The organism is Corynebacterium tardum, assembly GCF_046717785.1.
GTDB lineage: Bacteria > Actinomycetota > Actinomycetes > Mycobacteriales > Mycobacteriaceae > Corynebacterium.
Genome location: NZ_CP177104.1, coordinates 955,888 through 976,760, shown reverse-complemented (window position 1 = coordinate 976,760; position 20,873 = coordinate 955,888). Strand labels below are relative to the sequence as shown.

20 protein-coding genes are annotated in these 20,873 nt (G+C 62.8%); 15 read left to right on the top strand and 5 right to left on the bottom strand.

Going from position 1 to position 20,873, the window contains the following annotated elements; genetic code table 11:
* Positions 1–75: 75 nt before the first annotated feature.
* The 9 genes from ACLI1P_RS04755 (at position 76) to ACLI1P_RS04715 (ending at position 8,010) form a co-directional block, all read left to right on the top strand.
* Entirely contained in the window at positions 76–738 is a 663-nt protein-coding gene (locus ACLI1P_RS04755; RefSeq protein ID WP_296132543.1) for a 50S ribosomal protein L25/general stress protein Ctc, read from the top strand.
* 90 nt (positions 739–828) lie between these two features.
* The gene (gene pth / locus ACLI1P_RS04750) at positions 829–1,377 is read left to right on the top strand and encodes an aminoacyl-tRNA hydrolase (protein WP_408930325.1); all 549 of its coding nucleotides are present in this window, start codon (positions 829–831) and stop codon (positions 1,375–1,377) included.
* 5 nt (positions 1,378–1,382) lie between these two features.
* The gene (locus ACLI1P_RS04745; RefSeq protein ID WP_408930324.1) at positions 1,383–2,258 is read left to right on the top strand and encodes a fumarylacetoacetate hydrolase family protein; all 876 of its coding nucleotides are present in this window, start codon (positions 1,383–1,385) and stop codon (positions 2,256–2,258) included.
* An 84-nt stretch (positions 2,259–2,342) separates the two neighbouring features.
* A complete protein-coding gene (locus tag ACLI1P_RS04740) occupies positions 2,343–2,795 on the top strand; it encodes a PepSY domain-containing protein (protein ID WP_408930323.1) in 453 nt (150 codons plus the stop codon).
* A gap of 90 nt (positions 2,796–2,885) precedes the next feature.
* On the top strand, positions 2,886–3,785 hold the full coding sequence (gene ppk2 / locus ACLI1P_RS04735; RefSeq protein WP_408930322.1) for a polyphosphate kinase 2: 900 nt from the start codon (positions 2,886–2,888) through the stop codon (positions 3,783–3,785).
* Between the two features lie 30 nt (positions 3,786–3,815).
* Complete coding sequence (locus ACLI1P_RS04730; protein ID WP_296131954.1) at positions 3,816–5,021, top strand: sensor histidine kinase; 1,206 nt, start codon at positions 3,816–3,818, stop codon at positions 5,019–5,021.
* Positions 5,002–5,673 carry a response regulator gene (locus ACLI1P_RS04725; RefSeq protein ID WP_408930321.1) on the top strand — a complete coding sequence of 224 codons (672 nt, stop codon included), beginning with the start codon at positions 5,002–5,004 and terminating at the stop codon, positions 5,671–5,673. Before ACLI1P_RS04730 ends, ACLI1P_RS04725 begins: the two co-directional genes overlap by 20 nt.
* Before the next feature lie 86 nt (positions 5,674–5,759).
* Positions 5,760–6,503, top strand: coding sequence for an ATP-binding cassette domain-containing protein (locus tag ACLI1P_RS04720; protein ID WP_408930320.1), 744 nt, complete (start codon positions 5,760–5,762; stop codon positions 6,501–6,503).
* Between the two features lie 79 nt (positions 6,504–6,582).
* The gene (locus ACLI1P_RS04715; RefSeq protein ID WP_408930319.1) at positions 6,583–8,010 is read left to right on the top strand and encodes a hypothetical protein; all 1,428 of its coding nucleotides are present in this window, start codon (positions 6,583–6,585) and stop codon (positions 8,008–8,010) included.
* A gap of 179 nt (positions 8,011–8,189) precedes the next feature.
* Here the strand turns inward: ACLI1P_RS04715 and ACLI1P_RS04710 are convergent, their stop codons facing one another.
* Entirely contained in the window at positions 8,190–9,644 is a 1,455-nt protein-coding gene (locus tag ACLI1P_RS04710; protein ID WP_296131968.1) for a glyceraldehyde-3-phosphate dehydrogenase, read from the bottom strand.
* 66 nt (positions 9,645–9,710) lie between these two features.
* A complete protein-coding gene (locus ACLI1P_RS04705) occupies positions 9,711–10,694 on the bottom strand; it encodes an NAD(P)H-dependent flavin oxidoreductase (RefSeq protein ID WP_408930318.1) in 984 nt (327 codons plus the stop codon).
* Between the two features lie 38 nt (positions 10,695–10,732).
* On the opposite strand from ACLI1P_RS04705, the gene pth (ACLI1P_RS04700) reads away from it, so the two are divergent.
* The 3 genes from pth (ACLI1P_RS04700) (at position 10,733) to ACLI1P_RS04690 (ending at position 13,985) form a co-directional block, all read left to right on the top strand.
* Positions 10,733–11,413 carry an aminoacyl-tRNA hydrolase gene (gene pth / locus ACLI1P_RS04700; protein ID WP_408930317.1) on the top strand — a complete coding sequence of 227 codons (681 nt, stop codon included), beginning with the start codon at positions 10,733–10,735 and terminating at the stop codon, positions 11,411–11,413.
* Positions 11,414–11,483: 70 nt separating this feature from the next.
* Positions 11,484–12,329, top strand: coding sequence for an SDR family NAD(P)-dependent oxidoreductase (locus ACLI1P_RS04695; RefSeq protein ID WP_408930316.1), 846 nt, complete (start codon positions 11,484–11,486; stop codon positions 12,327–12,329).
* Positions 12,330–12,353: 24 nt separating this feature from the next.
* A complete protein-coding gene (locus tag ACLI1P_RS04690) occupies positions 12,354–13,985 on the top strand; it encodes a peptide chain release factor 3 (protein ID WP_408930315.1) in 1,632 nt (543 codons plus the stop codon).
* Positions 13,986–13,989: 4 nt separating this feature from the next.
* Here the strand turns inward: ACLI1P_RS04690 and ACLI1P_RS04685 are convergent, their stop codons facing one another.
* Positions 13,990–15,555 carry a TrkA C-terminal domain-containing protein gene (locus ACLI1P_RS04685; protein ID WP_411709533.1) on the bottom strand — a complete coding sequence of 522 codons (1,566 nt, stop codon included), beginning with the start codon at positions 15,553–15,555 and terminating at the stop codon, positions 13,990–13,992.
* Between the two features lie 63 nt (positions 15,556–15,618).
* A complete protein-coding gene (locus ACLI1P_RS04680; protein ID WP_411709532.1) occupies positions 15,619–16,488 on the bottom strand; it encodes a patatin family protein in 870 nt (289 codons plus the stop codon).
* A 35-nt stretch (positions 16,489–16,523) separates the two neighbouring features.
* Here ACLI1P_RS04680 and ACLI1P_RS04675 point away from each other — a divergent pair, with 35 nt between their 5' ends.
* On the top strand, positions 16,524–16,907 hold the full coding sequence (locus ACLI1P_RS04675) for a hypothetical protein (protein WP_411709531.1): 384 nt from the start codon (positions 16,524–16,526) through the stop codon (positions 16,905–16,907).
* Here ACLI1P_RS04675 and ACLI1P_RS04670 read toward each other — a convergent pair.
* Positions 16,904–17,566, bottom strand: coding sequence for a hypothetical protein (locus ACLI1P_RS04670; protein ID WP_408930312.1), 663 nt, complete (start codon positions 17,564–17,566; stop codon positions 16,904–16,906). The two genes, ACLI1P_RS04675 and ACLI1P_RS04670, sit on opposite strands and share 4 nt — an antisense overlap.
* A 147-nt stretch (positions 17,567–17,713) precedes the next feature.
* Here ACLI1P_RS04670 and ACLI1P_RS04665 point away from each other — a divergent pair, with 147 nt between their 5' ends.
* Positions 17,714–20,092, top strand: coding sequence for an MMPL family transporter (locus tag ACLI1P_RS04665; RefSeq protein WP_408930311.1), 2,379 nt, complete (start codon positions 17,714–17,716; stop codon positions 20,090–20,092).
* Positions 20,085–20,687 carry a TetR/AcrR family transcriptional regulator gene (locus ACLI1P_RS04660; protein WP_408931740.1) on the top strand — a complete coding sequence of 201 codons (603 nt, stop codon included), beginning with the start codon at positions 20,085–20,087 and terminating at the stop codon, positions 20,685–20,687. Before ACLI1P_RS04665 ends, ACLI1P_RS04660 begins: the two co-directional genes overlap by 8 nt.
* The last annotated feature ends 186 nt before the right edge of the window (positions 20,688–20,873 follow it).

Sequence of the window (20,873 nt, the reverse complement as noted above, 5' to 3'; positions counted from 1 at the left end):
CCATCGGCAGGCTTTTGTCGTATCTATACGGCTTTAAAAGCCCTCGCCGCACCGAATACTTCAAGGAGATTACACATGGCTAACACCCGTCCTGTTCTCAAGGCTGAAGCTCGTACTGAGTTCGGCAAGGGCTTCGCTCGCCGCCTGCGCGCTGCCGGCAAGATCCCGGGCGTTGTCTACGGCCACGCCGTCGACGTTCTGCACTTCGCCGTTGACCGCCTGGAGATGACCGCTCTGGTCCGCAACAACGGTGTCAACGCCGTCTTCGAGCTGGAGCTCGAGGGCGAGCAGCACCTCGTCATGGTCAAGAACATTGACCAGAATGTTCTGACCTTCAACATCGACCACATCGACCTGCTCTCCATTAAGCGTGGCGAGAAGGTTGAGGTTGAGGTTCCGGTCGTCCTCGAGGGCGAGCCGGCTCCGGGCCTCATGTCCATCCAGGATGCGGACGTCCTCCTCGTCGAGGCAGACGTTCTCAACATTCCGGAAGAGCTCACCGTGTCCATCGAGGGCCTCGAGGATGGCGCTGTCGTCACCGCTGCCGATGTCACCCTGCCGGAGGGCACCACCCTGGCCGCCGAGGAAGACACCGTCATCGTCTCCATCTCCGAGCCGGAGGTTGATGAGGAGCTCGAGGCAGCTGCTGAGGCCGCCGAGGACGGCGGCGCTGAGGCTGGCGCCGAGTCCGCTGACGACGACGCAGAGGCTTCCGAGGAGAAGGGCGACGAGGAGTAAACCTCTCCCCTCCTACCCGCACCGCGCCGCTGCTTCCCTATCGTGGGAGGCGGGGCGCGGTTCGCCGTTTTCACCCACCCGCTGTTTAGAATGGGCGGCGTGAGTGATTCTTCTTTCCTTGTCGTAGGCTTGGGCAACCCCGGCCCGAAGTACGCCGGTACGCGCCACAACATTGGCTTCGATGTGGTCGATGAACTGGCCCACGAACTCTTCGCGTCCTTCTCCGTGCACAAAAAGACCAACACGGACGTTGCCGAGGCACGCCGCGGTGCGGCCAAGGTCATCATTGCCAAGCCGCGCAGCTTCATGAACCTCTCCGGCGGGCCTATCAAGGCCCTCGCCCAGTATTTCCACATCGCCCCAGGACACATCATCGTGGTGCACGACGAGCTGGAGCGCGACTTCGCCACCATCAAGCTCCGCGTGGGCGGCGGCGACCACGGCCACAACGGCCTGCGTTCCACCACGAAGTCCCTGGGAACCAAGGACTACCAGCGCCTCTCTGTGGGCATCGGCCGCCCGCCTGGCCGCATGGACCCGGCCTCCTTCGTGCTCAAGCAGTGGACCAAGCAGGAGTCTCAGGAGATTCCCATTATGTGCGCAGACGCGGTCGATGAGATTCTGCGCGCGTTAGACTGACCGCTATGAAGCTTGCTACCCTACGCACCAGTTTTGGTACCTCCGCAATCCGCATCGACGGCCCGAATGTGGGCACGGAGTTGGACTACGAGGACGTCGGCAAGCTCTTGGCCAGCCCGGACTGGCGCAAGGCCGCGCAACTGTCGGGCGAGCCCGTCGTGTTCGACAACGCCGACCTTGCCCCCGTCGTTCCGAATCCCGGGAAGATTATCTGTGTGGGCGTCAATTACGCCAAGCACGCCCGGGAAATGGGCCGCGAGCTTCCCACGCAGCCCACACTGTTCATCAAGTTCCCGGAGGCGCTCACCGGGCCTTACAACGATGTCTATGTGCCCGACTTTGCCACGCAGAAGCTGGACTATGAAGGCGAGCTCGCCGCAGTGATAGGCACCCGCGCGCACCGCGTGCGCGTGGCGGAGGCGCTGCACCACGTCGCCGGATACGCCATTATGAATGACTACACGCTGCGTGACTATCAGCGTGCCACTACGCAGTTCCACGCCGGGAAGTCCTTCTACCGCACCGCTGGTTTTGGGCCGTGGCTTACTACTGCCGACGAGTGGGCACCTGGGCGCGGGGCACGGCTCACCACGACTGTCGATGGCGACGTGCGCCAGGACGATAACACCGATGACCTCATCTTCTCCGTGGCCGAGCTCATTGCCTTCTGCTCCTCGCTGTACCCACTCAACCCGGGCGATGTCATCGCCACCGGCACCCCGGAGGGCGTAGGTTTTGCGCGGGGCGAGGACGCGCTGCTGGGCGACGGCTCCGTGACCCACATCAGCATCGAGGGCCTAGGCGCAATCGAGAACACCACCCGCTTTGGCGAGCCGCCCGCCGGCGGATGCGGCCCGAACTGCACCTGTACAACGGACTAGACCTTTTATTAATTCTGCGGCACACGAGAAGTATCGATACTGTAGGGAACCACATTTTCCCCGATCTAGAAGGATGAGCCTTTTATGACTCTTCGCACGAGCTTCACCGCTATCGGCATCGCTGTCACCGCCGCGGCTGCCCTCTCCGCGTGCTCCTCGCAGGACTCCTCTGACGCCACGACGGCGGCCACGACGACGGTGAAGGAAACCGTGGCTGAGCAGAACACCACAGCCAACACCGCCACTGCTAACACCGACGACGCTGACGACACCAACGACACCGCAGCTGCTGCGCCAGCCGGAAATGACCAGGCGGCACAGAGCTCGCCGCAGGTTAGCCGCGAGGACGCCCTTGCCAAGGCCTACGCCCAGGCCGGTGTCCAGGAGTCTGATGTTTCCGAGCTGGAGCAGGAACTGGATGACGGCGACGACGGATTCGGCCCGCACTGGGAGATCGAATTCAAGGCCAATGGCCAGGAGCATGAGTTCGACGTGGACGCCGCCACCGGTGAAGTCCGCAACCACGAGATTGACTAGGTAGCCCAACCGCCCCCGTGTGGGAGAACCCCCACGTACCGCACTCCGACGGTTTAGGGATTTTCCCTGGTAGGGGGTAGCGTTGAGGGTATGAGTTCAACGTCAAAGAAGTCCCCCTCTACCCCTCCGAAGCTCGACAAGGAGGCCTACGAGCGCGAGCTCAAGCGCCTGCAGGCGGAGCTCGTGGAGATGCAGCAGTGGGTGGTAGAGACCGGCGCGCGCGTGGTCATCATCATGGAGGGCCGCGACGCCGCCGGCAAGGGCTCTGCCATCAAGCGCATCACGCAGTACCTCAACCCGCGCTCCTGCCGCATTGAAGCACTACCCAAGCCCACGGACCGCGAGGCTGGCCAGTGGTACTTCCAGCGCTACGTCGAAAAGCTGCCCACCGCTGGCGAGATCGTCATCTTTGACCGCTCCTGGTACAACCGTGCCGGTGTAGAGCGCGTCATGGGCTTTTGCTCCCAGCAGGAGTACGTGCGCTTCCTCCACCAGGCCCCCATCCTGGAGCGCATGCTGGTTGAGGACGGCATCATCCTGCTTAAATACTGGTTCTCCGTTTCCGATGAGGAACAGATTGCCCGCTTCAAGTCCCGCCGCAATGACCCGCTGCGCCGCTGGAAGCTCTCCCCTATGGATCTGCAGTCCATCACCCGTTGGGAGGACTACTCCCGCGCCAAGGATGAGATGTTCGTCCATACCGATACCCCGATCTCGCCGTGGTACACCGTGGAGTCAGAAGACAAGAAGCGCTCCCGTATTAATGTCATCAACCACATCTTGAAGACTGTCCCCTACCAGCACGTGGAGCAGGACGTCCCGAAGATCCCTCAGCGCCCCGACCTGGAGGCCGAGTACGTGCGCCCGCCGCGCAACGAGTTCGCCTACGTTCCGGATGTCGCTGCCGACTTGGAGCGTGCCAAGGTCAACGGCGACGGCAAGAAGCAGGGCAAGAAAAAGAAGTCCAAGAAGGACAAAAAGAAGAAGTAGTACTTTCTGTATGTACTACCATGGCCGTCTATGAGCTTTTCCCGCACCGCGCGCGCCTTCCTGTCCTCGGTGCGTTTGGGTGACGCGCTGCTCGCAGGAGTCGCGGGGCTCGTAGCGGCCTTTTATTGTGCCTTGGCGTTTCCCTCTGCCGGAACGGTGGAAATTCTCCAGGCTCTCTTGTCGCTGCTGTTCATACCGCTTTTCTTAGTGTGGCGCTCGAGGCCAATCGTGAGCGCAACAGGCTTCTTAGTTCTTCTCCTGGCCTGGGCTGTCATATGGATGAGCCAGCTTCCTACTAATAGCGGCTTGACGCCTTGGGCATTAACCGCCCCGATGGCCGTGTACACCACCTCACGGTACATAAACCACAGGCTACTTCCTCGGGCGGTCCTCCTCATCACTGCGCTCGGTACCTTCATCTCCCCCTTCATGTGGCGGATCGATGCTGAGTCCTATCTTCTGCGCTATGAGGTTGACACACCCTTCCTTGCTATGGTTGTGGCTCACTGGACGGTACTAGGAAGCACATATTTCATTGCTGCCCGCTATTTCGACCGTGATCGCCAACGAGAAGTACTGGCCCGCGAGCGCTTCCACCAGGCACAAGAAGAAGAACGCCTCCTCATTGCGCGGGAGTTACACGATGTCCTCGCCCATTCCCTCACATTGATTAAGGTTCAGGCTAATGCAGGCATCGTTGCAGCGACTGCGGACTCCGGCGCGGCTGAAGAAGCACTTGTTTCTATCCGCGATAATGCGGATACCGTCCTGGGCGAGGTTCGCGGAATCGTCGCTGCCTTGCGCTCACCCGGTCCCACGGCTCTTGAGCCTGCTCAACAGCTTGAGCACATCGAAGGGATCCTCGAAGGCTTCCGCGCTGCAGGGCTAAAGGTGGACGCCAACCTCCCGCCTGAATACGCCGTTCCATCGTTGGTGCAGATGGCTTTGGTACGCATTATCACGGAAGGATTGACGAATGCTCTGCGCCATCAGGGCGTCGGCACGCGCGTCTTCGTTGAGCTTGTACTTGATGACGCCGCCACGCTCACCCTCACCTCCACCAATCCTCATCCCACACCAAGCAACGTCGCGGGAAGCGGCGTGGGCTTAGTCGGAGTGGCGGAACGAGCCCGTTCGCTCGGCGGTCGCCTCGACTATTCCGGCGATGCTCATTCCTTTTCCTTGCATGCACAGATACCGATGAAGGAGACCAAGGATGCATCCCAGCAGCTCTAGAATCCGCGTCTTATTGGCCGATGATCAAGCAATGCTGCTCTCAGCGTTGTCTACCATCCTCACTGCGCAAGAAGACATCGAGGTCGCGGCCACCGCGGCCACGGGGGCGGACGCCGTGACAGCAGCGCTGAGCCACCACATTGATGTGGCTATCCTCGACATTCGCATGCCCGGTATGGACGGCATTGCAGCGGCTCAGGCCATACTCGAACGCAAGCCCGAGTGCCGCATCATCATGCTCACCACATTCAATGATGAAGAGCTCGTGGCGCGATCCATCTCCGCTGGCGCCCACGGTTTCCTGCTGAAGGATGCCGACCCAGAGGTTCTTGTGTCCGCCGTTCGCAACGTGGCGCAAGGAGAATCGGTGCTGGCCGCCGAGGTAACCGGCCCAGTGCTGGAAGCTTATCGCTCGGCGCTGACGCGCGAAAACCTCAGCGCCCAGGAACGCCAAGGACTCAGCCTCGTAACGCGCCGCGAGATGGAAGTGCTTTCGCTCATCGCGCGTGGTGCTACAAATGCGGAGATAGCCGCCGACATGGTCATCGCAGAAACCACGGTGAAAACTCACGTCTCCGCACTCATGTCTAAACTCGCCGCACGTGACCGAGTGGCCCTCGTTCTCTTAGCGCAGCGTGCTGGGGTTGCCTAAGCTCCTACCACGGTAGGAGGTCTGCTCACTGAAGACCATCATGCAGGCGGATTACTTTATGATGCGCCCCGGCGATACTGCATTCTATGAATTGCGATATCTCTTTTGAGCACATTTCGAAATCTTTTGGTCGGCAACGAGTCCTCGATGATGTTTCCTTCCGCATCTCCCCGGGCCGCGTGCATGCACTGCTCGGGCGCAACGGGGCAGGAAAATCGACGCTCTTTTCCATCCTCTTAGGTCTCCTGCCGCCTGACTCGGGCTCCATCAACGTGGCGGGCCAACCTTGGAACCGCAATGTGCTTCGCCGTATTGGTGCCACTGTGAACGGGCCAGCTTTTTATGGTCATCTGTCTGTCACGGCGAATCTTCGCGTTCACGCTCGACTTCTGAGCCTTCCTGATTCCGAGATTGATCGGGTTCTCTCCATCGCTGGGCTCAGCGGCGTAGGCACTAAGAAGGCGAAATCCTTTTCCACCGGTATGAAGGCCCGCTTGGCTTTGGCACAAGCACTCCTCGGTGATCCAGAGATTCTTGTCCTTGATGAGCCTCAGAATGGCCTCGATCCCCAAGGCATCATGGAGTTGCGGGAGCTACTACAGCAACTGGCCGCGGCTGGGCACACCGTTATCGTAAGCTCCCACCAGCTTGGTGAAGTTTTGCATCTTGCACATGACATCACGGTCTTGGCCGAGGGCAGGATTCGATATTCCGGTTCCCTGCACCAGCTAGCACCCCGTGGCCAGTTGGAAGAGGAATTCTTCCGGCTTACCTCACCGGGTCATGCCTCCCAAGCACCTACCTCTCGGGAAGGGGAATCACGTGCCTAAGCACACCACAGCACCTCGCCCGAGTTACCTTTCGGCAGAACTACTACGCAGCCGCGGAAGTGCCCTACAGTGGTTGCCTTTGCTGGCGCTACCGCTGGTCATCATGACAATCATTTTCTCCTTAATGGCCTCAGCACGCACTGATGCCACGGGCGTCTTGGCTTGGCAATCCTTGTTTGTTACCGGCATGTATGCCCCTCTTACTGGGCTGTTCGCTGCCATTCCAGAACGCCGCGAGACCATCACTCGCAGCGGCGGAACGCAATGGAGAAACCTCAACCCGCGTCTCGAGAATGCTGCCCGCTTTATCGTTGTCATTGTCAGCCTTGCGGTCTTCCATATTCTGAACTTTGGTGTTTCCTGGTTCGTTGTCGCTGCCCAGGGGCGCGAGAATCATGAACTTATCCTCGTAGCTGGGCTCTACTCCTTCCTTGGTGCGCTTGGCATTGCTGGGCTTTCCGCAGCCTGTGCCCGTCGACTGGGCTTCGCATTAGCACTCGTGGCAGCGGTCCTGTGGCAAATAGTCAGCGTCCTTCCGAGCACTGTCGAAACAGGCAGGTGGTGGGCCTTTCCACCAGCATGGCCGCAACGGCTTCTTTTGCCCGCACTGCGTATTCATCAGAACTCGGTGCCTCTTGAGCCACACGACCCACTACTGACCAGCAGTCCGTTTCCAGCTCTCGTTTTGTGTGTCATCCTTGCCCTGCTTGGGTCATTAGCTGCGGTCTTCACGCCGCGTCGATACCGGCCAGTGTTCCCGCTGCGTTTCACCGTCGCACGGTCTACGGCGACGCGGACTAATGCCACCGTGGAAGAAGCCCAATCATGGAAACCAACGGAACATTCCCGTGCCGCAGCGCAGTCCTCGCCGTGGTCCACATTGTTGGGGCTGCACCACGCGGCTTTTAGCCCAGCGGTGTTATCTTGCCTGTTGCTCAGCGTTTCCACGCTCGGTTTTGTAGCTCTGCATCCCGCTAACTACGTCGAAGGTTTCTTTCACTTCTTTCTGCTTCCGGTCGGCGCAGGTATCTTGCCGGTCCTCGTTTGGCCCCGTGTAGCTGATTCATGGCCGTTGGTCCATATGGAAACACGGTTCGGCACATCCGGGATTCTCCTCTGGTTCCTGTGTGTCATCCTGGCGGTATGCGCTGCCGCTTACCTGGCCAGTGCGCTCGCAGGTGGCAATGTCGCTGCCCAGCTTTCGGCATTCCCCCTTGCAGTTGGGGTGGGCTTTGTCATCGCGGCTGTGTCACTCGTTTTGGTTATTCGCTTCGGCACCGTGAGCGCTATCGCCCTCACCATCGTAGGCACGATCGTCTCCGTCACCTTGGGCGGCGATGTCTTGGCAGAAACCAGCCTCTGGCTCCTTGCCTTCCCTGCTTGGCCCTTAGTTGCGCACTCGCCTCTGCGCTACGCCATCGCCATGGCGCTGACCGCGGTGCTCTGTGTGGTTGCCGCGTTGCTCGCACGGCGTCTGCTCCACACGCGTGCGCTGTCTCCCCGCTAAAACTGACGAATCTGACAAAAGCAGTCTAGATTTTTCGATCTTGGCCCGTACTTTTGGCAGATCGGGCAGTTGCGCGTTTGAAGCATCCTGGCAAAGCTAGCTCGCAGACCGAGCAGGACCCTAAAACAGCGAAACACCGCCCGCGCTGCATGGTGTGGGCGGTGTTCGTTTTCTAGCGCTTAGAGCTCAGAGACGTCAACGCGCTTGGGGTAGACCTCCGGGCGGGCACCGGCGATGTCCTCCACAATGCGGATGACCTGATTGGAGTAGCCGAACTCGTTGTCGTACCAGACGTAGAGCACGAGGTGCTTGCCTGAGGCAATGGTGGCCAGTCCGTCAACCACGCCGGCGTGGGTAGAGCCCACGAAGTCGGAGGAGACGACCTCCGGGGAGGCAATATAGGAGATCTGCTGGCGCAGGTTGGAGTGCAAGGAGACGTTGCGCAGGAAGTCATTAACCTCGTCGCGGTCTGCTTCCTTCTCCAGCTCCAGGTTGAGCACCGCCATCGACACGTCCGGGGTAGGAACGCGGATAGCGTTGCCGGTGAGCTTGCCCTCAAATTCCGGAACGGCCTTGGCCACGGCCTTTGCTGCGCCGGTCTCCGTGAGAACCATGTTGAGGCCGGCGGCGCGGCCGCGGCGATCTCCCTTATGGAAGTTATCGATGAGGTTCTGGTCGTTGGTGAAGGAGTGAGCGGTCTCCACGTGGCCGTGGACAACACCGTAGCGGTCATTGATGACCTTGAGTACTGGGGTGATGCCGTTGGTGGTGCAGGATGCGGCAGAGAGGATCTGATCGGTGTCGTCGATGTCACCGTGGTTGATGCCGTAGACGATGTTCTTCAGGTCGCCTTTGCCCGGCGCGGTGAGCAGCACTCGGGACACGCCCTTGGCTGCAAGGTGCTGGGACAGGCCCTCACGGTCGCGCCACACGCCGGTGTTGTCGACAACGATGGCGTTGTCGATGCCGTACTGGGTGTAGTCGATCTCCGCCGGGTCGTTGGCGTAGATCATCTGGATCTTGGTGCCGTTGGCCCAGATGACCTCGTTCTCCTCGTCCACGGCGATGGTGCCGTTGAAGGCACCATGGACGGAATCGCGGCGCAGGAGGGAAGCGCGCTTGAAGATGTCAATGTCGCCCTTCTTGCGCACCACGATGGCACGCAGGCGCACTCCACCGTAGGCGGCCTCGCGGGCGATGAGGATGCGGGCGAGGAGGCGACCGATGCGGCCGAAGCCGTACAGGACCACGTCGGTGGTCTCCTTGTCTACGCCGGCACCGACGAGATCCACGAGGGTCTCCTCCAGGTACTTGCGCAGGTTGTCGGAACCGGACTCGGCAAAGCCTGTGGCCAGGCGGCCCAGGTCGACGGACGCGGTACCCAGGTTCATCGCGCACAGTTCTTTGAGGATGGGCAGGGTCTCCGCGGTGGAAAGCTCACGCTCGGCGATACGGCGGGCGTATCGGTGCGCCTTGATGATGTCGATGTCCGTCACGCCGATGAGGAGGCGACCGTAGATGGAGGTCACGACATTGTTGTTGCGGTGCAACTGGTGGATGAGCGGAATCATCTCCTGGGCCAGCTCCAGGCGCTCGTTCCAGTCCTCGTGTCCAATGTGCGCGTTCGCAGTCACGTGTTGTGTTTCCTTTTCTAATTAATAAGGGGGTGTATAACTCTGTCCAACCGTAAATATTAACCATTAAGGATGTCCGTTTGGGCACAGTTGCGCGAGGATCTGCGCCACACTACCCCCGTTGATTTTCTCCACCTCGGTGCCGACAAGGCAGTAGTCCACCTCCGGATCGTGGGCGGCACGACGCGGCTTGAGCAGCGCGTTGAGGTAGGGGTACACCAGCGGCAGCTCCGCGTGGGCGCGGGTGTAGGGGGTCTCTAGGCCGCGGGCATAGCGCCCGGAGAATGCGCGGGTAGATACAGTGGCGCCACCCCGGCGCAGCAGCGCGCGGTTGTGGGGGCTGGTTCCGGCCTCGTCGGCCAGCAGGAAGGCCGAGCCACAGCTAACCGCACGAACTCCACTCCACGACAGGGCGCGGGCCACGTCCTCCCTGGTCCGCAGCCCACCCGCAGCAATGAGCGGCAAGTCCACCACTGCGTGCACGGCGCTCACGAGCTCTGCCAGCGGGCGCTGGTCCGGCTCCGCACCCGGGTCCCACACTCCGCGGTGGCCGCCGGCCTCCGGGCCTTGAACGCACAACGCGTCGACGCCGCGCTCGGCGGCACTACGCGCCTCCTCCGGGGTAGTCACCGTGGTCCACGCCTCCGCGCCTTGTGCATGGATGCGCTCGACCTCCTCGGCGCTGAAGGTGCCGAACATGGACCACAGAACCGCTGCCCCACCGGTGAGTGCCGCGGTGAGCTTGTCGTGCCAGCCGAAGTCCAGGGAGACGTTGCCGGGCACGGCGCCCTCGTGGTCCGCTAGGTCGCGCACGGCCGCCATCTCTGTAGCAGTAAGCGCGCGCTGCGGGTGGAAGAGGTTGACGCCGAAACGAGTACCCCCGCAGGCGTGAATGGACTCCTGCGCCGAGGCTACGGTGGCGCTTCCCAGCCCCAGAGTGCCGAAGGAACCGGCGGATTCCGCGGCGCGCACGAGCGCCGGTGTGGTGGGCCCACCGGCCATCGGGGCAGGTAGGACGGGGCAGGTGATAGTCTCAAGAAGCTGGCTCATGGCCCCAAGCTTAAAGACAATCCCTGAAGGGAGTAGTTGTGTCCACCCTCCGTGACTTCTTCACCCGCCTCTTCGGCGGCTCCGCTGGTTCCGCTGGATCCACGGCGTCCTCTCGGCGCGCAGATTCGGGCATCGATCCGGCGTCCCTGAGCGCCGAGTGGATCGTCGTGGGCCTGGGCAACCCCGGCGCGAAGTACGCGGCGACCCGCCACAACGTGGGTTACATGGCACTAGATGATCTGCTGGCGGAGACGGGCGACGTGCTCGAGCCGGTCACGGGCCACCAGCTCAGTGCCGCGCGCATCGATGTCGCCGGCACCCCCGTTGTCGTACTGCGCTCGCACACCTACATGAACTTGTCCGGGGATCCCATCGCTCCCCTAGCCCAGCAGCTGGGAGTGCCAGCGGAGCGCATCATCGTCATTCATGACGAGCTGGATCTGCCCGCCGGCACGGTGCGCGTGAAAAAGGGCGGAAACGAAAACGGCCACAATGGGCTCAAGTCCCTCACCGAGCGCCTGGGCACCCGAGACTACCTGCGCGTGCGCGTAGGCATCGGCCGCCCGGCCAAGGGCGGCTCCATTTCGGACTGGGTGCTAGCGCCTGTCGACGCCACCCCGGAGTTCGATGCCTCCATCGCCACTGCCGCCCAGGCCGCGCGGTTTATCATCGCCCAGGGGCTGGGCAAGGCCCAGAACGAGATCCACTCGCGGCGTTAAAGCCGTCAAAGCCGTCAAAGCGCAGTAAAGCCACGGCGAGTTCGGTGAGTTCGCCCTAAACTGGACAACTATGAGCCACCTCCCATCCTCCCCGCACGAACCCCGCACCATCGTCATCACCGGAGCCTCTGGCGGCATTGGAGCATCCGCCGCGCGCATCCTGCGCCAACGCCGCCCGCAGGACACGCTCGTGCTCGTTGGCCGCAACCCGGAGAAGATTCAGGCCGTGGCAGATGAGGTTGGCGCCAGCTATCACGTGGCGGACTTCGAGTCCTTGGGCCAGGTGCGGCGCTTGGCTGAGGAATTGGGCAGGTACGACCGGATCGATGCCATGGCTAACAACGCCGGCGGCATTTTCGACGGCCCCTTTGCCACCGCCGATGGCTTCGAGCGCACCTGGCAGGTCAACGTGGTGGCCCCGTTCCTGCTGACGTCCCTGCTGCGGGATACTCTGCGGGATAGCGACGCCACCGTGGTGCAGACCTCCTCGGTGGCGAACATGCTCATGTCCTCTTTCGATCCGGGTGATCCCAACACGTTTGAGAAGTTCACTGCGGAGCGCGCCTACGGCAACGCCAAGCTGGGAGATATTCTGCTCACCCGCTACCTGGATTCGCACGGGTTGACCGCCGTGGCCTTCCACCCGGGTGTGCTGAAGACGGGGTTCGGGACGACGTCGACAAGCGCCACCAGCAAGCTCTACGCCAGCGTGGTGGGCAAGCGCTTTGGCAAGGCCGAGGAGGGCGGCGAGAACCTCGCGTTCTTCCTTACCGGCACTCCCGGCATCCACTTCGAGTCCGGTGAGTACTACACCAACAAGCGCAAGCCGGGACTGCGGCGCCCGATTGCGAAGAAGCTCTCCGTGGCGCGCCGCATCTTTGATGATCTGGGACGCCAGCTCGATGTGGAGTGGTAGCACCCAGCGGCTAAACTAGCCCGCATGAGTATTGCCTCCGAAGCTTCCCGCCGCCGCACATTCGCCGTCATCGCCCACCCGGATGCTGGTAAGTCCACGCTGACGGAGGCGCTGGCGCTGCACGCCCACGTTATTAATGAGGCCGGCGCGGTGCACGGCAAGGGCAACCGCAAGTCCACGGTCTCTGACTGGATGGAGATGGAGAAGGACCGCGGTATTTCCGTGGCCTCCTCGGCGCTGCAGTTCGAGTACGCCCCGGAGGGCCACGAGGGCGAGCCGTACATGATCAACCTCGTCGATACACCGGGCCACGCGGACTTCTCAGAGGATACCTACCGCGTGCTCACCGCAGTCGACGCGGCGGTCATGCTGATCGACGCCGCGAAGGGCCTCGAGCCCCAGACCCTCAAGCTCTTCCGCGTGTGCAAGGCGCGCGGGCTGCCCATCATCACCGTGATCAACAAGTGGGACCGTGCGGGCCGGGAGCCGCTGGAGCTTGTCGACGAGATCGTGAACGAAATCCAGCTGCAACCTACGCCGCTCTACTGGCCGGTGGGTATCGCCGGCGACTTCCGCGGGCTAGCCCACATCAATGATGACGGCGAGGCCGACGAATACGTTCACTTCCTACGCACCGCCGGTGGTTCCACCATTGCCCCGGAGGAGCACTACGCGCCCGCTGCGGCCGCGGACAAGGAAGAGGACGCGTGGGAGACCGCCGTGGAGGAAGCGGAGCTGCTGGCTGCCGATGGCGCTCTGCACGACCAGGAGCTCTTCGAGCAGTGCGTGACCTCCCCGCTCATCTTTGCCTCCGCCATGCTCAACTTCGGCGTGCACCAGATTTTGGATACGCTGTGCGCCATTGCCCCGCAGCCGCACTCGCGCGAGTCTGATCCGAAGGCCATTGAGGCCGCGTCCTCCGCCATCGATGAGACCCGTGAGGTCACCGACGAGTTCTCCGGCGTCATCTTTAAGGTGCAGGCGGGCATGGACCGCAAGCACCGCGACAACCTGGCGTTTATGCGCGTCGTCTCCGGTGAGTTCGAGCGTGGTATGCAGGTCAGCCACGCCCAGTCCGGCCGCAGCTTCTCCACCAAGTACGCGCTGACGGTCTTCGGCCGCACGCGTGACACCGTGGAGTCCGCCTACCCGGGTGACATCGTGGGCCTGGTCAACGCCGGCTCGCTGGCCCCGGGTGACACCATCTACACGGGCAAGAAGGTGCAGTTTAAGCCGATGCCGCAGTTCGCACCGGAGGCCTTCCGCATTCTGCGCGCGAAGTCCTTGGGCGATTACAAGGCCTTCCGTAAGGGCCTGGATCAGCTGGCCGCCGAGGGCGTGGTCCAGATCCTGCGCAACGACACCCGCGGCGACGCCGCCCCGGTCATGGCCGCCGTCGGCCCCATGCAGTTCGAGGTCATGCAGGCCCGCATGGAGGTCGAATACAACGTGGAGACCGTCACCGAGCCCATCCCCTACTCCGTGGCGCGCCGCACCGACGCCGAGTCCGCCCCCGAGCTGGGTCGCCAGCGCGGCGTAGAAATCTTTACCCGCAGCGATGGCGAGCTCATCGCCCTCTTCGGCGATAAGTGGAAGCTGGCCTTCGTGGAGAAGGAGCACCCGGAGCTCACCATCGACACGCTCGTGGCGGATTAGCCCGCTACAGCGTCAGCATGATGGGAATAATCGCGATCTTGACCACCTGCGCCACCACGATGGTGGCGGCGTAGCCGGTCATAATGCGGGAGTCGGAGCTCATCTCCGTGGCGTAGTTGACCACGGCGGGCTGACCAAACACACCGGAGATGCCGCCAGCGGTGCGGGTTTCGGACTGGCCCAGCAGGCGGCTGGCCCCGGCGAAGATGGCAATGGCCGCCACCGTGATGATCGCTGCGAGCACCATGCACTTCAGGCCCGTCATGGAGAAGGCCGTGGAGAGGAACGCCTCACTAGAGGCAAGACCCACAGAAGACAGGAAGATGACTAGGCCCCACTGCTGGAACGCGGTGTTAATGGAGGCCGGCACCTTCCACGGCACGCGTCGCGTGCGGTGCAGCGCGCCAAGGATGAGACCGACGATGAGCGGGCCGAGCGCGAAGCCGAGCTCGAAGGACGTGCCGCCCGGAAGGGGAACCACGACGAGCGCGAGAAGGTAGCCCAGGAACAGGCCGCCGCCGACGGCCACCCAGTTCAACTGCGAATAGGCCTGGACCGAGTCACCAAAGTAATCGCGGATATCGCCCAAGCGATCCTGCTGCACAATGAGGTCGACGCGGTCACCGGCGTCCAGGTGGGTATCCATGGCGGCGAGGAACTCGTCGTCGCCGCGGTGGATTCGGATGATGCGGCCGCCGTAGCGCTTAAACAGGTCGAGCTCCTCCACGGTGTGTCCGGCGATATCAGTGTTGGAGACGACGACGGTTTCGATGGTGAGACGCTTGTCCACGAAAGGCACCTGCGGCTGGCGCTTGCCCAGGGCGTGGGTAAGCTCATGCCGCTTGGCCTTGGTCACGAGCACGCGGAGGATATCTCCCTTGCGGATCTCCGGGTGATCACCGGCCACGCGCACCGAATTGCCGCGGCGAATCGTGGCGATGACAAAGTGATCCTCAAAGCGCTCCACCAGCTCCTCGTAGGAAATGTTCTTCGTCACGCGAATGGTCCGCGAGCGGAAGATCTCTTCTGCAGAGGTGTCCTTGTCCTTGGTGCCGGGCCAGGACTGCTTGAGCAGTACTGCCACGAGCAGGATGGCCACCGCCACGCCCACGGGGTAGCCCAGGGAGTAGCCCACGGCGGGAAGATCCTCGCCGGTCTGCTGCTGAGCCACGGCGAGCGACGCCGTCGACGTCGTCGCGCCAGAGAACACACCGACAGACGCCAGCGGCGATAGCCCCAGCCAGCCGCCCGCGAGCAGGGCCACACCGGCGGCGGCGACGACCGCGACTGCCGCAGTAATCATGTGCTTGAGCTGCTCCGAAAAGCCCTTGAAGAACCTCTCGCCGGCAGCCAGGCCCTGCATGTAGATGAAGAGGCCCAGCCCCATCTCCTGCAGGCTGCTTAGGATCGTGCCATCGAGGTCTATAAAGGCGCCGATGGCCAAGCCGACAAACAGCGTGCCCGCCGCGCCAAAGCGCAGGGGGCCGAAGGGAATCATTCCAAATAGCGTGCCGAGCAGAGCAATAAAGAAGATGCTCAGCCAAATATTTCCATCAAATATTGACAACACGGAATAATATTCTAGGAAATCCGCCCGCCCCCTCCACACTGGCAGGCCCCACTTGGTTTTCTGCTAGGAAGTGAGGAACTCCCGCCACGCCGGCCACTCCGCATAGGTCTGCGCGCGGCCGGCTTCAAAGTTGGAGCGGAGCTTGGCCACGTCGCGCTCGGTGGAAGCAACCTGCATGTCCTCGGGGAAGAAGAGCTGGGCCTTGCCCTGCTTCTCCAGTTCCACGAGCCGGTCCTTAGACGCGTTGTACTTGGCGGGGCGCGCAATCATGGCCTCCGCCACGGCCGGGTGCTTGCGGAAGATGCGGCGCAACGCGGTGGGGCGGCCCACCTTTGGGCGAACGTAGCCGCGGGGCTTGGTGCCGAGGAAGAGAAACTTCTCAAAGCCGGCCTCCTCCGCCTGCTCGATGAGGAGTCCCCCGGATTCGCCCATTGCGCCGTCGACGTACGGGGCGCCGTCGATAATGCGCATGGGCATGATAAGCGGCAGCGTCGAGGATGCGCGCACGCGCACCATAAGGTCGTCCTGCGTTGGCATGTCCTCGCGCCCCCAATAGACCGTCTCCCCGGTATCGGCGCGGGCAGCGGAGATGCACACCTGCGCCGGATTGCTGCGGAAGGCCTCCCAGTCAAAGGGCATGTCCTGATCGGCGGCCTTCTCGTAGATGTATTCGGCATTGAAATAGCCGGTGCCGCGCAGCAGCGAGCCGAGGCCGCCGAAGCTGGGGTTCTTGGCAAAGTCCACGAAGGAGTCCTCGGAGCGGATTGGGTCGCGCGAGAGGAAGTTCACGGTGTGGGAGGACCCGGCGGATACGCCGCCGACCCAGCCGAACTCCACCTCTTCCTGCAGAAGCTTGACAATGCAGGCGGCGGTGTAGGAATTGCGCATCCCGCCGCCTTCGATGACCAGTGCTGTATTTTTCGCGTCAATCACAGTCAACGATGGTACCCGCGGGCTAGGATCGCGCCATGGGTCTCTTGTCAGCTCTGAAGAATCTGGTGTCCACGCCCGGCGCACGCTTAGCCTCGCCCGATCCGCATGCGGTGCAGGTGGAGGTGGATTCTTTGACCGTGCATACCGCAGAGGACCTCATCATCCTGGTGACCTCCCCGGCCGGGGCCCGGGTGCTGGCGGAAGTGGGGCGCGCTGGCGAGCCAGCGCGGCTGCGCGGGCCGCAGACCACCGTGCATCTCTCCCCCACCGGCGCACAGGAGCGCGCGGTGCATGTTCCGTCGAAAGGCTGGGTCATTCCGCTGAACGCCGGCGAGCAGCAACGGCTGGCAGAGCTTAGCGCTGCACCCGGCGACTATGAAATCTCTAACACCCTTGCCGTATCGATCGAGGCCGCCTAGGCCGTCAGGAGGGACACCACACCCATGATGATGAGGAAGGCTGCCACGCCGTAGCCACTCCACAGCGAGACGGCGGTGGAGTTCTCACGCGCCCAAGAAAAGGCGCGCCCGGCCCAGGAGTGCGGCTTGGCCCGCACCACCGCGATGAACAGGCCGCACAGGGTGGGCAGGGAGAGCGCGAAGGTGGCGTAGAAGAAGAGCCCGCCGTATTTCACGGTGCGGCTAAAGTCCCCGGCGGCCAGGTGCATCAGCCCGTAAAAGAAGGGCACGGAAGTCAGGGACTGGATAACGCCCATGAGGTAGCCCACCACCACGGTCTTCGGGGACGGGGTGCGCAGCGGGCCGAGGAGTTTGTGCACCATCTCGTTCGGCTCGCCCTTCGAGCGCCAGGCCAGAAGGCCCAAGGCCGCACCGATGACGATAAGCCCAAAACCAATGAGCGGTGACCCCAAGGCGGCGGCGACCTTGTCCTGGATGCCGACGAAGATGAACATGACCACGGCGGCGGCGGTGAGCACGCCGAACCAGTCCCCCACGATGACCAGGGCGGCGATCTTCCGGTAGCTGCCGCGCGGGAGCATGATGCCGATGGCCACGAGGATGCCGATGAGCAGCGCGTTGACGGAATCGGCAAAGGCATTGAGCACGGCTTCAAGCATGCGGGCCAGTCTACAGCGCGACCGTGACGTGCCGGCACGGGGTCCGAGCAACCACGTTCAAGTTGCACCCACCCCGCAAACTTACATATACTGCGCAAAGTTTCATTGATACTGAAATTTCCCATCGCGTCTGCAAAGGACTATCCAATGTCAACCTTCCTCTACCGCCTGGGCAGCTGGTCATACCGCAAGGTATGGCCCTTCCTTGCCTTCTGGTTGGTACTACTCATCGCCCTCGGCGGCCTCGCCGCGGGTTTTGCCAAATCCCCTAACCCCAACTTCTCCATGCCGGACATGGACTCCACCGTCACCCAAGAGGAGATGATGGAGCGCTTCGGCACCGAGACCGATGCCATGAGCGAGCCGTCGGGCTCCGTGCTCATCCAGGCTCCCGAGGGAAAGACTCTGGAGGACCCGGAGGTTGCGGGGGACGTCGACAAGCTGCTCGGTGAGCTCAAAGACACCGGGGTTCTCACCGATACTGACGCTCTGGTCAGCCCCGTCATGGCGGCCGCCGGAATGCAGCAGCAGATGAGCGAGAAGATGGCCGCGCAGGGCATGCCGCAGGAGCAGATTGAGAAGAACCTGCAGCAGCTCTCCCCGCTCAGCGCGGACAAGCGCACCGGCACCGTGTCTGTGACCTTTGATTCCGAGAATGTCATGGACATTCCGGACGAAGACCTCACCGCAGTCACCGACGTGCTCAAGGACTTCGATGGCGAGGGCAGCGATCTCACCGTGAAGTACTCCGGCAACGCCTTCAACGGCGCGGCCGAGGGCATGAACGGCTCCGCCGAAATCATCGGCCTCATCGTCGCCGCCGTGGTGCTGCTCATCACCTTCGGCTCCTTCGTCGCCGCCGGCATGCCGCTGCTCTCCGCCGTAATCGGCGTCGGCGTGGGCATCCTGGGCGTGCAGCTGTGCACCCTGTTTACGGATTCCATCTCTGATATGACCCCGACCCTGGCCTCCATGATCGGCCTGGCCGTGGGCATTGACTACGCCCTGTTCATTGTGAACCGCTTCCGCAACGAGCTCATTACCTCCTCTGGCCTCAATAACCTGAGCCCGAAGGAACTGGCTCAGGAGCTGAAGAAGATGGATAAAGCCACCCGCGCGCACGCCATGGGCATCGCGCTGGGTACCGCCGGTTCCTCCGTGGTGTTCGCCGGCATCACCGTGGTCATTGCTCTTGCCGCCTTAATTATCATCGGCATCCCCTTCCTGTCCACCATGGCGCTGGCCGCGGCCGCCACCGTCATCATCGCGGTGTGCGTGGCGCTGACGTTCATTCCGGGCCTGCTCGGCCTGCTGGGCACGAAGATCTTTGCTGGCCGCGTTCCCGGCCCCAAGGTCCCGGATCCGGAGGACGAGAAGCCGACCATGGGCCTGCTCTGGGTGCGCCGCATCCGTGCTCACCCGTGGCTGCATCTCATCGCGGGCGTGGTCCTGCTGGGTATTCTCACCATCCCGGCCGCGCAGCTGCGCCTGGCCATGCCCACGGACGGCACCGCGAAGCTCGGCACGCCGCAGCGCGACGCCTACGAGATGACGGAGGAGGCCTTCGGCCCTGGCCGCAATGCCCCGATGATCGCGTTCGTGGACGTCGCCAACGTGGCCGAGCAGGACCGCATGCCGGCCTTCCAGGAGCTGCTCACCAAGATTCAGGGCACCGAGGGCGTGGAGAACGCCCAGATTGTCCAGACCACGGAGAACGGCGACGCCGCCCAGGTCATGATCACCCCGACCACTGGCGCTACTGACCCGGCCACCACCGAGACCCTCAACCACCTGCGCGACTACCAGCAGGAGTTCGAGGATTCCACCGGCGGCAGCTACGGCATCACGGGCATTACCCCGATCTTCGACGACATTTCGCAAAAGCTGAGCGACGTCCTGGTCCCCTACATCGCCATCGTCCTGGGCCTGGCCTTCCTCGTGCTCATGCTCGTCTTCCGCTCCCTGTGGGTACCACTCATCGCCGCGGCTGGCTTCGCTATGTCCATGGGTGCTGCCTTCGGCGTGACCGTGGCCATCTTCCAGGAGGGCATGCTGGGCATCATTGACGACCCGCAGCCGCTGCTGTCCTTCCTGCCCATCATGCTCATCGGCCTCACCTTCGGCCTGGCCATGGACTACCAGGTCTTCCTGGTCACCCGCATGCGCGAGGGCTATGCGCACGGCAAGACGGCGGGCAACGCCACCTCGAATGGCTTCAAGCACGGTGCCCGCGTGGTGACCGCCGCCGCCCTGATTATGATTTCGGTCTTCGCCGCCTTCATCCTCATGGATGAGCCCTTCATCAAGACCATGGGCTTTGCCCTGGCGGTGGGCGTGCTGTTCGACGCCTTCGTGGTCCGCATGCTCATCATCCCGGCCACCATGTTCATCCTGGATTCCCGCGCGTGGTACTACCCGAAGTGGCTGGACAAGATCACCCCGAACCTCGACATCGAGGGCGAAGCCCTGTCCCGCAACCGCGACGAGCTCCTGGCCTTCCAGCAGGAAAAGGTGCGCAATGGCTAGCCTGCGCGAAACCAAGAAGGAAGCGACGCGCCACGCGCTGGCCGACACCGCCGCGCGCCTCGCCCTGGATGGTGGCAGCGATGCGGTCACCGTCGGCGCCATCGCCGAGGCCGCCGGGGTCTCCGCCCGCACCTTCCACAACTACTTCACCTCCGCGGCCGACGCGCTGCTGTACTTCACTGCTGACGTCCTCGAAGAGTTCAGTGCCAAGGTTCCCGGGCTCTTCCCGGAGGCACGCGGGGTGACCGAGCTCTTCGAGTCCATTGTCGTGGACTCCCTCGGCGACCAACAGGCGCAGCTGCATTCCTTGCCTTCCCTGTTCCGCGTCGGCGAGGCCCTGGAGAACCTCAGCACCTCTAGCGAGGAGAAAAGGAAGTACGAAGCCGTGACACACGGCGTCCTGGATGCCTTCCACGCACGCTTCCCCGCGCGTGACTCCTTCGAGGTAGCAGTTCTCCTGCAGGCCAGCGCCGGTGCCGCCATCGTGGCGCTGAAGGAATGCACCACGCACCAGCTCACCAATGACTCGGTCGGTGCCGAAGAATTGGTCAAGCGAGCGTTCTCGGCCCTGCGCACTGTCTCTCCTGCGCCCTAGGCGCACGTATTTTCTACACCCTTAGGAAACATTCACTCACTGTTTACCCGCCGGGCCCTCTCAGGAGGCGCCCGGCGGGTATCGTTTCTAAAAGTGTGCCTGCCGCCGCGGCGTGGATCTTCCACATCCGGCGGCTAGTTCTGTATCGCCCCACTCCCCTCTGTCCGGGAGCAAAACGGCGGAGCA

Coding starts and splice junctions, on each gene's coding strand:
- ACLI1P_RS04755 (WP_296132543.1), top strand. CDS start 76: ATGGCTAACACCCGTCCTGTTCTCAAGGCTGAAGCTCGTACTGAGTTC.
- pth (WP_408930325.1), top strand. CDS start 829: ATGGGCGGCGTGAGTGATTCTTCTTTCCTTGTCGTAGGCTTGGGCAAC.
- ACLI1P_RS04745 (WP_408930324.1), top strand. CDS start 1,383: ATGAAGCTTGCTACCCTACGCACCAGTTTTGGTACCTCCGCAATCCGC.
- ACLI1P_RS04740 (WP_408930323.1), top strand. CDS start 2,343: ATGACTCTTCGCACGAGCTTCACCGCTATCGGCATCGCTGTCACCGCC.
- ppk2 (WP_408930322.1), top strand. CDS start 2,886: ATGAGTTCAACGTCAAAGAAGTCCCCCTCTACCCCTCCGAAGCTCGAC.
- ACLI1P_RS04730 (WP_296131954.1), top strand. CDS start 3,816: ATGAGCTTTTCCCGCACCGCGCGCGCCTTCCTGTCCTCGGTGCGTTTG.
- ACLI1P_RS04725 (WP_408930321.1), top strand. CDS start 5,002: ATGCATCCCAGCAGCTCTAGAATCCGCGTCTTATTGGCCGATGATCAA.
- ACLI1P_RS04720 (WP_408930320.1), top strand. CDS start 5,760: ATGAATTGCGATATCTCTTTTGAGCACATTTCGAAATCTTTTGGTCGG.
- ACLI1P_RS04705 (WP_408930318.1), bottom strand. CDS start 10,694: ATGAGCCAGCTTCTTGAGACTATCACCTGCCCCGTCCTACCTGCCCCG.
- ACLI1P_RS04695 (WP_408930316.1), top strand. CDS start 11,484: ATGAGCCACCTCCCATCCTCCCCGCACGAACCCCGCACCATCGTCATC.
- ACLI1P_RS04690 (WP_408930315.1), top strand. CDS start 12,354: ATGAGTATTGCCTCCGAAGCTTCCCGCCGCCGCACATTCGCCGTCATC.
- ACLI1P_RS04675 (WP_411709531.1), top strand. CDS start 16,524: ATGGGTCTCTTGTCAGCTCTGAAGAATCTGGTGTCCACGCCCGGCGCA.
- ACLI1P_RS04670 (WP_408930312.1), bottom strand. CDS start 17,566: ATGCTTGAAGCCGTGCTCAATGCCTTTGCCGATTCCGTCAACGCGCTG.
- ACLI1P_RS04665 (WP_408930311.1), top strand. CDS start 17,714: ATGTCAACCTTCCTCTACCGCCTGGGCAGCTGGTCATACCGCAAGGTA.
- ACLI1P_RS04660 (WP_408931740.1), top strand. CDS start 20,085: ATGGCTAGCCTGCGCGAAACCAAGAAGGAAGCGACGCGCCACGCGCTG.